13 protein-coding genes, 1 tRNA gene and 1 pseudogene are annotated in these 13018 nt (G+C 36.4%); 9 read left to right on the top strand and 6 right to left on the bottom strand.

Features of this window, described 5'->3' with window-relative positions:
* Positions 1-530: 530 nt before the first annotated feature.
* A complete protein-coding gene (locus tag AACH21_RS00430) occupies positions 531-1595 on the bottom strand; it encodes a 5-(carboxyamino)imidazole ribonucleotide synthase (RefSeq protein ID WP_006279559.1) in 1065 nt (354 codons plus the stop codon).
* Between the two features lie 99 nt (positions 1596-1694).
* Between AACH21_RS00430 and apaG the strand changes: the two genes are divergently transcribed.
* The 5 genes and pseudogenes from apaG to AACH21_RS00405 all read left to right on the top strand — a co-directional run bounded on the left by apaG (position 1695) and on the right by AACH21_RS00405 (position 5497).
* Positions 1695-2096 carry a Co2+/Mg2+ efflux protein ApaG gene (gene apaG, locus AACH21_RS00425; RefSeq protein WP_179951370.1) on the top strand — a complete coding sequence of 134 codons (402 nt, stop codon included), beginning with the start codon at positions 1695-1697 and terminating at the stop codon, positions 2094-2096.
* A 177-nt stretch (positions 2097-2273) separates the two neighbouring features.
* Positions 2274-2519 (top strand): annotated as a pseudogene (locus AACH21_RS00420) (PD-(D/E)XK nuclease family transposase); the annotation flags it as partial.
* 358 nt (positions 2520-2877) lie between these two features.
* Positions 2878-3144: a hypothetical protein gene (locus tag AACH21_RS00415; protein ID WP_338482311.1), complete on the top strand. Its 267-nt coding sequence runs from the start codon at positions 2878-2880 to the stop codon at positions 3142-3144.
* 8 nt (positions 3145-3152) lie between these two features.
* The gene (ltrA, locus tag AACH21_RS00410; RefSeq protein ID WP_338482312.1) at positions 3153-4700 is read left to right on the top strand and encodes a group II intron reverse transcriptase/maturase; all 1548 of its coding nucleotides are present in this window, start codon (positions 3153-3155) and stop codon (positions 4698-4700) included.
* A complete protein-coding gene (locus AACH21_RS00405) occupies positions 4697-5497 on the top strand; it encodes an Rpn family recombination-promoting nuclease/putative transposase (protein WP_338482551.1) in 801 nt (266 codons plus the stop codon). The genes ltrA and AACH21_RS00405 overlap by 4 nt, the downstream gene beginning before the upstream one ends.
* A 34-nt stretch (positions 5498-5531) precedes the next feature.
* On the opposite strand, the gene AACH21_RS00400 is transcribed toward AACH21_RS00405, so the two are convergent.
* The 3 genes from AACH21_RS00400 to tldD all read right to left on the bottom strand — a co-directional run bounded on the left by AACH21_RS00400 (position 5532) and on the right by tldD (position 8484).
* On the bottom strand, positions 5532-6779 hold the full coding sequence (locus AACH21_RS00400) for an IscS subfamily cysteine desulfurase (RefSeq protein WP_077188391.1): 1248 nt from the start codon (positions 6777-6779) through the stop codon (positions 5532-5534).
* Between the two features lie 90 nt (positions 6780-6869).
* On the bottom strand, positions 6870-7028 hold the full coding sequence (locus AACH21_RS00395; RefSeq protein ID WP_186809137.1) for a hypothetical protein: 159 nt from the start codon (positions 7026-7028) through the stop codon (positions 6870-6872).
* Positions 7029-7065: 37 nt separating this feature from the next.
* Positions 7066-8484: a metalloprotease TldD gene (gene tldD, locus AACH21_RS00390; protein ID WP_010962974.1), complete on the bottom strand. Its 1419-nt coding sequence runs from the start codon at positions 8482-8484 to the stop codon at positions 7066-7068.
* 62 nt (positions 8485-8546) lie between these two features.
* On the opposite strand from tldD, the gene AACH21_RS00385 reads away from it, so the two are divergent.
* The 4 genes from AACH21_RS00385 (at position 8547) to AACH21_RS00370 (ending at position 10930) form a co-directional block, all read left to right on the top strand.
* Positions 8547-8631: transfer RNA gene (locus tag AACH21_RS00385), tRNA-Leu, on the top strand.
* Positions 8632-8701: 70 nt separating this feature from the next.
* Positions 8702-9199 carry a hypothetical protein gene (locus tag AACH21_RS00380; RefSeq protein ID WP_338482550.1) on the top strand — a complete coding sequence of 166 codons (498 nt, stop codon included), beginning with the start codon at positions 8702-8704 and terminating at the stop codon, positions 9197-9199.
* Positions 9200-9443: 244 nt separating this feature from the next.
* Positions 9444-10151, top strand: a complete 708-nt coding sequence (locus tag AACH21_RS00375; protein ID WP_077188389.1) for a uroporphyrinogen-III synthase — start codon at positions 9444-9446, stop codon at positions 10149-10151.
* The gene (locus tag AACH21_RS00370; RefSeq protein ID WP_006279450.1) at positions 10151-10930 is read left to right on the top strand and encodes an exodeoxyribonuclease III; all 780 of its coding nucleotides are present in this window, start codon (positions 10151-10153) and stop codon (positions 10928-10930) included. Before AACH21_RS00375 ends, AACH21_RS00370 begins: the two co-directional genes overlap by 1 nt.
* A gap of 11 nt (positions 10931-10941) precedes the next feature.
* Here the strand turns inward: AACH21_RS00370 and AACH21_RS00365 are convergent, their stop codons facing one another.
* A complete protein-coding gene (locus AACH21_RS00365; protein WP_338482200.1) occupies positions 10942-11892 on the bottom strand; it encodes an IS481 family transposase in 951 nt (316 codons plus the stop codon).
* 70 nt (positions 11893-11962) lie between these two features.
* Complete coding sequence (locus tag AACH21_RS00360) at positions 11963-13000, bottom strand: hypothetical protein (RefSeq protein ID WP_338482549.1); 1038 nt, start codon at positions 12998-13000, stop codon at positions 11963-11965.
* Positions 13001-13018 lie beyond the last annotated feature (18 nt).

Below are 13018 nucleotides of genomic sequence, written 5' to 3'. Positions count from 1 at the left end.
TTTCTTAAACACTTGCGGTGTAGGTTAGTTGCAAGTTAAAAGCAGCTAAATCGCTCTTAATCAAGCGTTTTAGAATAAAAAAAACGCCGATATTTTAGTACATAGTAAATAGCCAACCACCACGGGGCTTCTTTTGCCTTTTTTTTATTTGGTAAATTTCTTAATATTTATGGCTAAACGACAATCGTCATCCCGCTACTTGTTAGCGGGATCTAGAGATACCGCGGCGGCATGACGTAGGACTGCTGTCATTCAAGTAGCTGACGCTGGAACCCAGCCTTGCTGTAATCTCATCAAGAACGTTGTGTTTTAACATAAGATCAGCCACTTTTATGCTTACCAACTTAATAAAATTCCTGGATCCAAGTAGTCAGGCTACTCGGATGACACCTTCACAAAGTGAAATGAGATCCCGCTAACAAGCAGCGGGATGACGGGAAAAGAGGTGCTAGAATGACACCGTTTACTATGTAACATCTCATCATATCACAATGTTCGTACAGTTGTGGCGGTATGACGTAGAAAAACTGTTAACTTAAATCTATATTGACATGTCCCATTTTACGCTTATCCCTAACCTCTTTTTTCCCATATATGGTTAAACTAGCTTTTTCGTTGCTCAAATACTTATGAGAATCATATATATCATTACCTATTATATTTTTCGTCATACAAGGAAAGCGTAATACTACTTCCTGCATAGGTAACCCGCATATTATCCTAACTAGCTGTTCAAATTGACTAACGTTACATGCATCCAAGCTCCAGTGGCAAGAATTGTGAGGTCTGGGAGCTAGTTCATTAACTAACAATTCGTTATCTTTAGTAACAAAAAATTCAATAGCCAGAATTCCTATTACATCAAGCGCATTTGCTATTTTCTTTGCAGCTCGTTGTACCTCTTGAGTTAATTTGCTATCTATTTTAGCTGGCACTGTTGAAGTATCAAGTATTCCATCAACGTGGTAATTTTCTGCTATAGGAAAAAAAGCTACTTTACAGTTTTTATCTCTTGCAACGACTATTGAAACCTCTTTCAGTAAATCAACACTTGCTTCAAGAATGTACTCTGTATTCCAATCAAAGGAAGCAAATTGCTTCACTTCAGAATCATTCTCAAGCACATATTGTCCTTTTCCATCGTAACCCATTTCTGTTGTTTTCAGCCTTATTGGATAGCCAAAAGCTCTACTGCTTTTCAGTAGCTCATTATAATTTTGTATACTCTTATAGTTAGCAGTTTTTATACCCAAGTTTTTAATAAAATCCTTTTCTCTCAGTCTGTTCTGCGAAATGTGTAACGCTTTTTTACCCGGATAAAAATTTACATCGATATCAATTGCACTACATGGAATATTTTCAGACTCAATAGTAACTAAATCCACACTCTGTGCAAAAGATTCAAGAGCTTTCTTATCAGAGAAATCTGCTATTGTGAAATCATCAGCAACAGAGCAAGCCGGATCGTCTTTAGCACTGGCAAAAACATGTGTTTTTTGTCCAAGTTTTGTTGCAGCGATAGCAGTCATTTTACCTAATTGTCCACCACCTATTATTCCTATTACTTTTTTGCTAAGCGCATCTGGTTCGTTCATACTATAAATTGATATTTCCTAATTAAAGTATACTTGAAAAATCTATGAAAAAAGCATATAATTAGAATATTATCTTTTTATCATGAATATTCTATAATGATTCTAGAATACACATTGACTACCAACTTTGTTGAAGTTACAGTTTTACCAATTTACATTGAAGAGCAATCCATTCCTTATGAAAATTGCTATGTATGGATGTATAACGTTAAGATAAAAAACAAAAGCCAATCAACTATTCAATTGTTAAGTCGTCATTGGCAAATAATAGATTATAAGGGCAAAGTAAATGAAATTGCCGGAGTTGGTGTTATCGGAGAACAGCCTGTGATAAAATCTGGAGAGGTATTTAAATACACAAGTGGAACATACTTAAATGTACCGTCAGGAATAATGCAGGGTAAGTATGAATTTCTGAATGAAGAAAGCATAAAAGTTTTTGAAGTTATGATACCACCCTTTTCTTTGGATAGTCCATACATCAAAACTAGACCCCATTAACTGTCAAAATAGTTTATTTGTAACCAGACTGCATTCTGTGATTTTTAGCAAAGCACGATCTTTCATTTGAGCTTTCTTCAATTTAAAATAAATACAGAAACTAGCTATCTTCAAAAATATGGTTGAATAATTGTTAATAATAGTGTATAATTATTAATATTTTTAAGCACTTTGGCTATGGCTTTATCTAAGTTTCTCGACCCTAAGCTGGATTTGACCTTCAAAAAAATATTTGGCACTGAAAAAAATAAGAATATTCTCATACATTTTTTGAATGATATTTTAGGGTTTACTGAGATAAATACTATACAAGAAGTGGAATTCCTCAGTACTATAATGGATCCTGAAATTGCATCTGATAAACAAAGTATAGTTGATGTTCTTTGCAGGGATTCTAGTGGGGCCAGGTATGTGATTGAAATGGTGCGACCTGAAAGTCTTCGGTCATATTGTTTAAAAGGAGAGGAATTCATTCAGAAAGAAACTGAAAGGATTCTAAAACTTATTAAACCAGATGTTTTGCCGTCTGAGTCTACGCATCAGTGCGAATCGGGCAACCGGTTGGTGCCAAGCGATGCGGACAATGAACCTCCTCTTGAAAAAGAAGATGCTCAATCGTGAGAGGGGCATAAACTGCAAGCATCATGTGGTTGGAGGGCTAGGCTAGTGGTATGGTGAACGTAAGTGAAGCTTTATAAGTACCGATACGATGAAAGAGCTAAAGATGCTGATAAGCTCTGACCAAAAGGTAATGTGGATAAGTTACATTTTTCATTTCTAGATGTACGCAAATAATAACTCCACCGGTATAGAGAAGCCACCTAACCCACTATTGTATGACTGGAGAAACAGGGTAAGCCTGTATTTTCGCCTACATGGCAAGCAAACCGCAAGGAATGCTGATGGAAGTGCAGGTAAAGGAGAATGGAGAAAGCGAATGCCATTTTGTAACGAAATGGATAGAATTTGTAACATTAATTCGCGTGAAAACGAGCAGACTTCCGTTTGGTCCCTCGTGACAAGAAACTTTGTTAACCACTTAAGGTAGGAAAGCAGATGATTACAAGTAAACCTGTAAGTGCATCTACCAAAAGCTTTGAAGCATGGAAGCAGTTGCCATGGAAGAAATGCCAGAAAGTTATTGTGAGGCTACAAAGACGTATTGTTAAGGCTGTCCAAGAAGGAAGATGGGGTAAGGTAAAAACTTTACAACATCTTCTCACACGCTCTTTTAGCGGAAAAGCTTTGGCTGTTAAGAGAGTAACTGAAAACCAAGGAAAAAACACAGCGGGTGTAGATCGTCAACTATGGTCAACTTGCAATGCTAAATTTCAAGGAATAAAGCAGTTAAAGCAAAGAGGATATAAACCTTCTCCGCTAAAACGGATTTATATCAGTAAATCTAATGGCAAAAGAAGACCTCTTGGAATACCCACGATAAAAGATAGAGCCATGCAAGCATTATATCTGTTTGCTCTGGAACCGATAGCTGAAACGATCAGTGATCGTCACTCCTATGGCTTTAGACCTAAAAGATCCTGTGCAGATGCTACAGTAGCTTGTCATTTGTTACTGGCAAGTCGTAATCAACTACAATGGATACTTGAAGGTGATATCAAAGGATGCTTTGACAACATTAATCATGAATGGCTTATGAAGCATATTCCTATGGAGAAAAAAATTCTGCATAGTTGGTTCAAAGCTGGCTTCCTAGAATCAAAAACTCTGTATCCCACAACTGCAGGTACCCCGCAAGGTGGTATAATTTCTCCAATACTAGCCAATTTAGCCTTAAACGGACTTGAAAAGTTATTGGAAAGTCGATTTGGTAAACTCGGCAGTAGAAAAAGAAACAAAATCAGAAGTGGAGTGAATGTAATCAGATACGCAGACGACTTTATTATTTCAGGTTTCACACATGAAGTACTGGAAAAGGAAGTTAAGCCTTTAGTATCATCTTTTCTTCATGAGCGAGGTTTAATTCTGTCAGAAGAGAAGACAAAGATTACATCTATCACAACAGGGTTTGACTTTCTTGGTTGTAATGTACGTAGATATAATAAGAAGTTAATTATTAAACCTTCGAAAGAAAGTATTAAAAGACTTCTTAATAAAGCACGTACATTGATAAAAGCAAATATAGCGAACACTCAGGCTATAGTAATTAAGTCACTCAACTCTCTACTGAGAGGATGGGGAAATTACTATCACCATGTGTGTGCTAAAAAAGCGTTTAGAAAGATCGACAATGAAATTTGGCATAGTTTATGGAAATGGGCAAAGAAAAGACATCCTCGTAAAGGATTACGTTGGATAAAGAATCGTTACTTCAAAGTAATGGGTCAACGCCAATGGGTTTTTGCTGCACCCCTATGCAAGAACAAACCAAAAGAGATACGGTATTTAAGACTGCTTAAGCTGATTGATATACCTATCAGACGACATGTTAAAATCAGAGCGGATGCAAATCCCCTTGACTTAAAATGGAAAAAGTATTTTGATGAGAGAGTGAAACGAACAAGAATGTTAGCAAGCTCTTTCTCAAGAGAAGGTTCTCTACTGTTGGTGTCACCATTAAGAATGATGTTTCCTGAGGAATCATGAAGGACAAGCCGGTTCTAGAAAAGAAGAACTTAGATAAGGGGCTCAAGCGTAGTGTTGGGAAACCTGCATGCTGCGTTTCTAAGGGAGGGGGTAGTAGTAATACTGCTTCCTTACCTGACCAGCTCACTCGCGATAAAGGCTTCGAAAAACGAGCTCAACTATATGCTGCTAAGGCTTACTCAAGGCAAGCTGATAAATCTGGTAAGTACATTGATTTAAAGAAGGTTTTCTTTATTGCTATCTCTAATTGTAATTTATTTCCTGATAAGCTTGATTATATATCCAGCCACACTATAAGAGATGAGAAAACCAATGAGCATGACTTAAAAGATTTTCAATTTGTATTTATTGAACTACCTAAATTTCCTAAGAATAAGGAAGAACAGCTAGAAAGCATAGTGGATCGTTGGTTATTTTTCTTCAAATATGCAGATGAAACTACGGAAGAAGACTTAAGGAAAATAGCAGAAAAAGCACCAATAATAAAGTTAGCCTACGATGAATTAGACAGGTTTAGCTGGAATGAAAAAGATTTAGTAGCTTATGAAGAAAGAATAATGGATCTACGGAAAGAAGAAGCCATTCTTGAATACAGACTTGACCTTGCTACTGAAAAAGGCATCCAAATTGGCGAAGAAAGAGGCATCAAAATCGGTAAAGAGGAAGGGAAAATTGAAGGGAAAATTGAAGTTGCAAAAGCAATGCTGGCTAATAATGTTGATGTCAACACTATTGTCAAGTTTACTGGCCTTTCTATTAGTGAGATTGAAGAATTAAGTGTGAACGGTACAGAGTAATTTCAAAGTGCATTTGCAGTTGGAACGGATACATTTAATGAGAGTCCCATTTCACGGTGTTCAAATCTACTCCTTCTTGTACCATCTCCCAAAGTGGGCTCATTTCTCTCAGTCGGCCAACATTTTTAGTAATAAGATCTGTTGCGTACAAAACTTCTTCTTTGGTTGTAAATCGGCCTAGGCCAAATCTAATTGATGAATGCTCAAGGTCATGGCCATTATTTAACGACCGTATGACATAGGAAGGCTCAAGAGACGCAGATGTGCACGCAGAACCAGAACTTACTGCTAAATCCTTGATTGCCATGATGAGAGACTCACCCTCAACATAGGGAAAGCTCAAGTTTAGGTTGCCAGGAATCCTATTTTCATAGTCACCATTTAAAACAACATCAGGAAATGCTTCTTTTATCTTATTGTACAAAATATCTCTCAGTCCTTCCAATTTGCTTGCTTCTGGTTCCATTTCTTCTTTAGCAATACGTGCTGCTTCACCAAAACCGACTGCAAGGGGAGTTGGAACTGTTCCAGAACGCATACCTCTTTCTTGTCCACCACCACTGATCAATGGTGTCAATCTAACACGAGAGCCCTTTTTACGAACGTATAATGCGCCTATTCCCATAGGTCCATAAATTTTGTGGCTAGAGAGACTCATAAGATCAATGCGCATCTCATTAACATCAATTGGAACTTTTCCAAAGCTTTGAGCTGCATCTGTGTGGAAAAATATATTATACTTTCTACATATTGCACCAATTTCTTTGACAGGCTGAATTATTCCGATTTCATTATTTACCATCATCACTGAAACCAGGATTGTTTGATCAGTAATTGCTTCCTCAAGCTTTGATAAATCTATAATTCCGTTTTGCTTAACAGGCAAATATGTAACTTTAAAGCCTTCATTTTCCAGATGCCGACAAGAATCCAAAACACACTTATGCTCCGTGCAGACAGTGATTATATGATTTCCTTTATTTTTATAAAAGTGAGCAACGCCCTTGATTGCTGTATTATTTGACTCAGTTGCACCTGAGGTAAAGATAATTTCTTTGCTATCTGCGTTCACCAGATCAGCGATGTGTTTCCTTGCTTTTTCCACTGCTTCTTCAGCAGTCCAACCAAATGAATGGCTGCGAGAGTGTGCATTGCTGAACTCACCAAAGTAAGGTATCATCACCTCTAAAACACGGGGATCCACTTTAGTAGTAGATTGATAATCAAGAAATATTGGTAATTTTATTTTAGCATCATGTATTTTTTTACTTTCAACATTCATAAAGCTACCACAGAGACAAAATTTACAACCATTTAATAGCACTAAAACTTAATTTTTTCAAGATATAATCTTGCATCAAGTACAAAAGTGTCATCCAAGTAGCTGACACATAACTGTACGAACATTTATTTGCGAAAGCAGTGTGTTAAATGTTATAGCCAGTTTTGCCTCAAACACAAAGGCAGTGCCCAAACACTGGGATGACACCCTACTGGTGGCAATTGCTTCCAAATCACAATGTTTGTACAATTGTGCGCCGTGTGCTGGAATCCGTTTTAGCCCTTATCTATATCTCAGTTCCACCAACAGTTATTGCGTCGACTTTGAGTGTCGGCTGACCAACTCCAACGGGCACATTTTGTCCATCTTTCGAGCATGTGCCAACACCAGGATCTAACTTTAAGTCATTACCAACCATAGATACTTTTTTCAACACTGTTGGACCGTCACCAATTAGTGTTGCCCCTTTGACTGGCTGTGTAATTTTGCCATTTTCTATTAGGTAAGCTTCCGAAGATGAAAAAACAAATTTTCCTGACGTTATATCAACCTGCCCACCACCGAAATTTACTGCATATAGACCTTTCTTTACGCTAGATATTATTTCCTTCGGTGTATACTTTCCGGGCAACATATAGGTGTTTGTCATGCGCGGCATAATAACTTCTTTATAACTTTCTCTTCTACCATTACCAGTTGGGCTTACACCCATGAGTTTAGCGTTCATATGATCCTGCATGTATCCTTTTAGGATCCCATCCTCTATCAATATATTATAACTGGGTGGAGTGCCTTCATCGTCTACGCTGATAGAACCGCGCAAATTGGGCAGAGTTCCGTCATCAACTACTGTGATGTCACTAGCTGCTACTTGTTTACCCACAGAATTTGAAAATGCTGAGACTTTTTTGCGATTGAAGTCGCCCTCAAGTCCATGACCCACGGCTTCGTGTAACAATATTCCTGGCCAGCCTGGACCTAAAACGACTGTCATTTCTCCGGCTGGAGTTGGAATTGCTTCAAGATTTACCAGTGCTTGTTCTAACGCTTGGTTTGCAACTTCTTTCCACTTTTTCTCAGAAATAAACTTACTATAAGAGTCCCTTCCACCATGCCCTGCAGAACCTCTTTCGGTACGGCCATCTTTTTCTACAATGACTAGCACATTAAAACGTACCAGAGGCCTGATATCGCTTAATCTGTGATCACCCTTTATTATTTGTACAACTTGCCATTCTCCACTTAGAGTTATTTTTACTTGCTTCACGCAGTTATTTTTGGACCTTACATACTCATTAACCTCATTGAGTAGCTTAATCTTTGAATTCAGATCCATTTCATTTATAGGGTTAATCCTCGAATATAGGCTTTTTGTCTCTTCGTTTAAATTTATTGAATTTGTCTTGTTTAAAGACACTGAGCTTTTTACCATAGAAGCAGCATTACTAATTTCTTTTTCGCTGATCTCAGAAGAACAAACGAAAGATGTACTATCTTCACAAAAAGACCTTAAACCAAATCCCCTTCTAGTATTCAAGTCCATGTGTTTTAATATGTTATCCTCAAAAACCAGGGACTCCGACTGGCAAAATTCTAGAAACAGCTCACCACCATCGCTATTGCTCAAAGCGTTATTGACTATTTTATACACGTTATTAATATTAACATTGTTTTGAGCAAAAAATATTTGATCTAGATTTGGCATTACCTTTGAACTAAAAATTGTTTAAGTATATTATTTAACTTTAACATAGTAAACTATAAAAAGCCCGGGTGGCGGAATTGGTAGACGCGCTAGCTTCAGGTGCTAGTAACTTTTTAAGTTGTGGAAGTTCAAGTCTTCTCTCGGGCACTCTTAGCTTCCATATTGCTTATTGAATTAATTAATGTTATAATATAACATATTAGGTAATATTCATGCTATGTATAGTGAAAAAAATAAGCTAGCCTGCAGAAAGAAGGTACGAACTTACTCGAAACGCTTAGTTACTACACTATCTACTATCTCTTTCATTGGATACATAGCGGCATTGGTCTTGAATATTCCTGTCTTAAGTCTGTATTTTAGTATTGCCGGCACTATATTCAGTGCACTTTCGTTTGCTTTAAATATATGGTCACTAAATGATCATTCCCGACAACAGAATCTTAATAAGAAATCTGGCATAAAAAATACTCCAGGACAAAAAAAGTTAACAAAGATCTATCTTGATATAGCATCCAGTGCTTCATTTCTAATAGGAGGTATTGCATCTGTGTCGCTTTTTGAGTCTTCTGTTATTTATTTTGTTTCTACGCCTTTTTTTATTCTAGGCTGTGTTATTATGGCAGCTAATATCGTTCAAACTATGATTAGTGAACCACAGACAAAAAACGTCCTTGAGAATCTCTCTTCAAATACTACAAGAGTACAAGCTTAAGTATTAACTTATACAGGAATATTAGCTATATAATTCCACTGAAGGAAGCCATTCAAAAGAGTTCGATGTAATTAGCGTCAAAAAAGTGTAAGCAGAAATTGTGGGCTTATTGGGGTAGGAGCGCTTAGTACTCCTACTTCCACATCAATTACTTGAATAATTGCTCAAGCTATCAAAATAAAAGTTTTTATTCAGTAATTTGTGTATAAAGGGTACTATTTTACTAGTAGTGAAATAAATCAGAATGAAGTCTATTTTATTAACGAGGCCTTTATTGGACTCGTTCAATACAAGAAATATATTGAGAAAGTATGGATACAAAGTTTTTATAGAACCAGTATTCACAATAAAGTACTTAAATCCTGATATATCTGCGTACGAATTTGACGTTGTGATATCTACAAGTAAAAACAGTGTAAAGGCTTTTAGTCAAATATGCAAAGAGGATGACTTTCCGATTATTACAGTTGGTAATTCAACCATGCAGGCTGCAAAAAATTTGGGATTTTCTGATATAATCTCAGCAGACAGCAACGTTGATGGTCTGATATCATTCATAAAAGCTCATTATTCAAACGCAATAAAGTTCTTGTATATAAGGGGACAAGAAGTATCATGTGACCTAAAAAAGAGATTATCTGAAGAAGATTTTAACGTAAGAGAAGTTGTACTCTATAAAACAATCATTAAAAGGAGTCTAACTAATAGGTGTAAAAATTTACTGTTGGATGGTAAAATTGGTAGTGTTGCTTTTTTTTCCTCACAGACAGCAAGGGTATTTTGTTCATTAGTTCTAAAAAGTGGGCTATCTCATGTGATGAATAATACAGTTGCATATACTATGAGTAAAAACATTGCTGATAGTTTAAAGTTAATCAAATGGAAAAAAATTATAACATCGAGGTTGCCTACTGGGGAGAGTTTAATTGATATAATTAATAAGGATTGTTGATGCTAAAGATTGCAACTTGGAATGTAAACTCCATACGTAAAAGAGTTAACCAACTTTGTAGTTTTATAGTTGATAGTCAGATAGATATAATTTTGCTGCAAGAGATAAAATGTATGGAAGAGCAATTTCCTTATGCAGAGATAGAGAAGCTGGGATATGAATGTGCTGTCTATGGACAAGTTGCAAGAAATGGCGTTTGTGTTTTATCTAAATATCCGATACTGGAGAAGTTTAAGATTGATATCGTAGAAGGTTATCAAGAAGCGCGTTATATAGAGTGCATAATAAAGCACAATAATCAGAAGGTAAGGGTGGGAAGTGTATACGTTCCAAACGGTCAAAGCCCGGACTCTCAAGCATTTGAATATAAACTCAAGTTTTTTGATAATCTATATGAAAGGATGAGCACTTTGTTAAAGAATGAAGAGTTAACTATTATAGCTGGCGATTATAATGTTGCACCGGATGAAATTGATGTCTTTGATTCAAACTTATTGAATGGCCAAGTGTGCTTTCATATAAGAGAACGTGAGAAGTTAAGAGCGATCTTGAATCTTGGGTTTAAAGATGCGTTTAGAATATCTCACCCAAATTTGCAACAATTCACTTGGTGGCATTATCAAGGCAATTCACTCAGAAATAATCAAGGAATGCGAATAGATTATATGCTGTTATCACCACAAGCTGTAGATAAATTGGAAACATGCTACATAGATGATAGATTGCGTAAGCTAGAAAATCCGTCTGACCATACTCCTGTTGTATGTGCTATAGAATAATAGCAGATCTCTTAGATGTATGGTCCCAGAGTGTGATGGTGTGGATTTAGTATAAATAATTCTGGAGACTGTGTCCACTGATAACATATAAATTCATAAGGAGTAAGACCCTTAAGAGTTTTGAGTCTCTTTGCATAATTATAAGCCATAACAAAGTTATAAAGGTGTTCTTTAAGTTGCTGGTGCGATTGATAGTAATACTTCTTAACTGTAGCATCCTTTAAAGTTTTATTCATACGCTCGACTTGCCCATTCGTCCAAGGATGGCTAACTTTTGTCAAACGATGTTCAATAACATTCTCTTCGCAAACTCTATCAAATATATGTTGGAAAGCATACTTATGACGCTTCTGGTTTGTAAATTGTATACCGTTATCTGTCAAAATAGTATGGATTTTATACGGTAAAATTCTAATCAAATTACGTAAGAACTCAGCAGCTATGGGTTTTGTAGCACTGTTACACAACTCAACATAGGTAAATTTGGATGTCCTATCAATAGCAACAAACAAATGTAATTTGCCCTCCTCAGTTCTAACTTCAGCAATATCAATATGAAAGTAACCGATAGGATATTGTTTGAATTTCTTTTTTGACTTAACTTCTCCATCAACAGTTGGTAATCTGCTAATGTTGTGTCTTTGTAAACAACGATGCAAGCTAGAGCGAGTCAAATGCGGAATTGTAGACTGCAGAGCGTAAAGGCAATCATCTAGTGGCAGTAGTGTATACTTGCGAAATGTAACTATTATAGCTTCCTCTTCTAGCGTTAAAACAGTTGATCTTGGATGCTTTGGACCCATATCAGCATCTTTCGTAAATGAACGTTTTCTCCACTTAATAATAGTTTTTGGATTAAGGTTATAATGCTTGGAGAGTTTTGCTATGCTCTCTTTTCTATTTTGTATTGCTCTACGAATCGTCTGTGTTGTTTTGGCGCACCCATGTAATATCTGTCCCATAATGACTCCTTAAATGATGATGATAGTATACCATCACTCTCTGGGACCATACATCTTACACAATTCACTTTTAGCAAACCTGAGTAGTCTTACCTTTGCTGCTCTGTGGTTCTTCCCTTCGTTTGTTTTCCTTTCCTGTCCAAGATTGATCGCGCTGCTCACTCTTTTCGTTTTCCCTGTTGTTTCTCTGGGAAATTTGTTCAGGAACAGGCTGTTGTTCACTCTTTTCTTTTCCTTGGGAAATTTGTTCAGAAACAGAGGTGCCTTTCTCAACTTCTGTAACTGGGGTTTTTAAAATATCATCAATGCCCTCGAGAATTTTTCCATTCAGTTTTTCTCTCTTTTCTGTATCATTTTTATCTTGTGAGTTAGGGTCATACAAAGTACCTTTTTTGTTATTTGAAAAAAGAACCTCCACTCCTCCTTTTATGGCAAATATTGTGCCGATAGCAGTAAGAACTACTCCGAGTGTAGTAGGACCAAAAATTAACATTGGAATAGTGGAAAGAAGGACAGGAAAAAAGATCTTGCTTAAGAACGTTGTTACCATCTCTTCATCACTGAGTGGTGGTTCATCCTCTTCTTTTTTATCTTTACCTAAGAATGGTATTTTTTCTTTCATCCCATCCATAAAGGAGCCAGAAATATTTTTCGGGTCTATTTTGATCCCTCCAATTAGCAGCAGCAGCATTTCCAATACAAACTTTATGGATGAATCTTTAGCTTCTGTACCGCGTATATCAGCTACACAGTCATCTACTACTTCTTTTATTTTACCATTTTCTAAATTCTCTTCATTAGCTAATTTTTTCTCTCTAATTTTCTCAAATACGGAAAGTAAAAACTGAGAAAAATTCTCTTCACTGAGTGGTTCTACATCTTCTAGCTTGACATTATTGAATATAATTTGATTCTGACTTAGCATGAAAGCGAGTACTGCCTCGTCATCTTCCTTTAATTCTTTAGGTTGTACTTTGTTTTTTAGCAATTGTATAAAGGCATCATGGATTACCTGATGTTCCTCTTTTTCAAAAATTTTCTCATCTTCGTTAGTTACCTGAGTAGGTAACTTTGGAGGTTTTGAACTTTTTACTTGTGGGCCTGTCATGGCTGACCTATTTGCATT

Origin of the sequence: Wolbachia endosymbiont (group A) of Ophion costatus, assembly GCF_963969245.1 — a bacterium.
GTDB lineage: Bacteria > Pseudomonadota > Alphaproteobacteria > Rickettsiales > Anaplasmataceae > Wolbachia > Wolbachia pipientis.
The sequence above is the reverse complement of the archived record's forward strand: the minus strand, read 5'-3'. Positions and strand labels throughout refer to the sequence as shown.

What these genes read in the sequence shown, in the direction of transcription:
- AACH21_RS00430 (WP_006279559.1), bottom strand. Translation starts at nt 1,595, where the DNA reads ATGAACGAACCAGATGCGCTTAGCAAAAAAGTAATAGGAATAATAGGT.
- AACH21_RS00365 (WP_338482200.1), bottom strand. Translation starts at nt 11,892, where the DNA reads ATGGGACAGATATTACATGGGTGCGCCAAAACAACACAGACGATTCGT.
- AACH21_RS00415 (WP_338482311.1), top strand. Translation starts at nt 2,878, where the DNA reads ATGTACGCAAATAATAACTCCACCGGTATAGAGAAGCCACCTAACCCA.
- ltrA (WP_338482312.1), top strand. Translation starts at nt 3,153, where the DNA reads ATGATTACAAGTAAACCTGTAAGTGCATCTACCAAAAGCTTTGAAGCA.
- AACH21_RS00405 (WP_338482551.1), top strand. Translation starts at nt 4,697, where the DNA reads ATGAAGGACAAGCCGGTTCTAGAAAAGAAGAACTTAGATAAGGGGCTC.
- AACH21_RS00360 (WP_338482549.1), bottom strand. Translation starts at nt 13,000, where the DNA reads ATGACAGGCCCACAAGTAAAAAGTTCAAAACCTCCAAAGTTACCTACT.
- AACH21_RS00370 (WP_006279450.1), top strand. Translation starts at nt 10,151, where the DNA reads ATGCTAAAGATTGCAACTTGGAATGTAAACTCCATACGTAAAAGAGTT.
- AACH21_RS00380 (WP_338482550.1), top strand. Translation starts at nt 8,702, where the DNA reads ATGTATAGTGAAAAAAATAAGCTAGCCTGCAGAAAGAAGGTACGAACT.
- tldD (WP_010962974.1), bottom strand. Translation starts at nt 8,484, where the DNA reads ATGCCAAATCTAGATCAAATATTTTTTGCTCAAAACAATGTTAATATT.
- AACH21_RS00375 (WP_077188389.1), top strand. Translation starts at nt 9,444, where the DNA reads ATGAAGTCTATTTTATTAACGAGGCCTTTATTGGACTCGTTCAATACA.
- AACH21_RS00400 (WP_077188391.1), bottom strand. Translation starts at nt 6,779, where the DNA reads ATGAATGTTGAAAGTAAAAAAATACATGATGCTAAAATAAAATTACCA.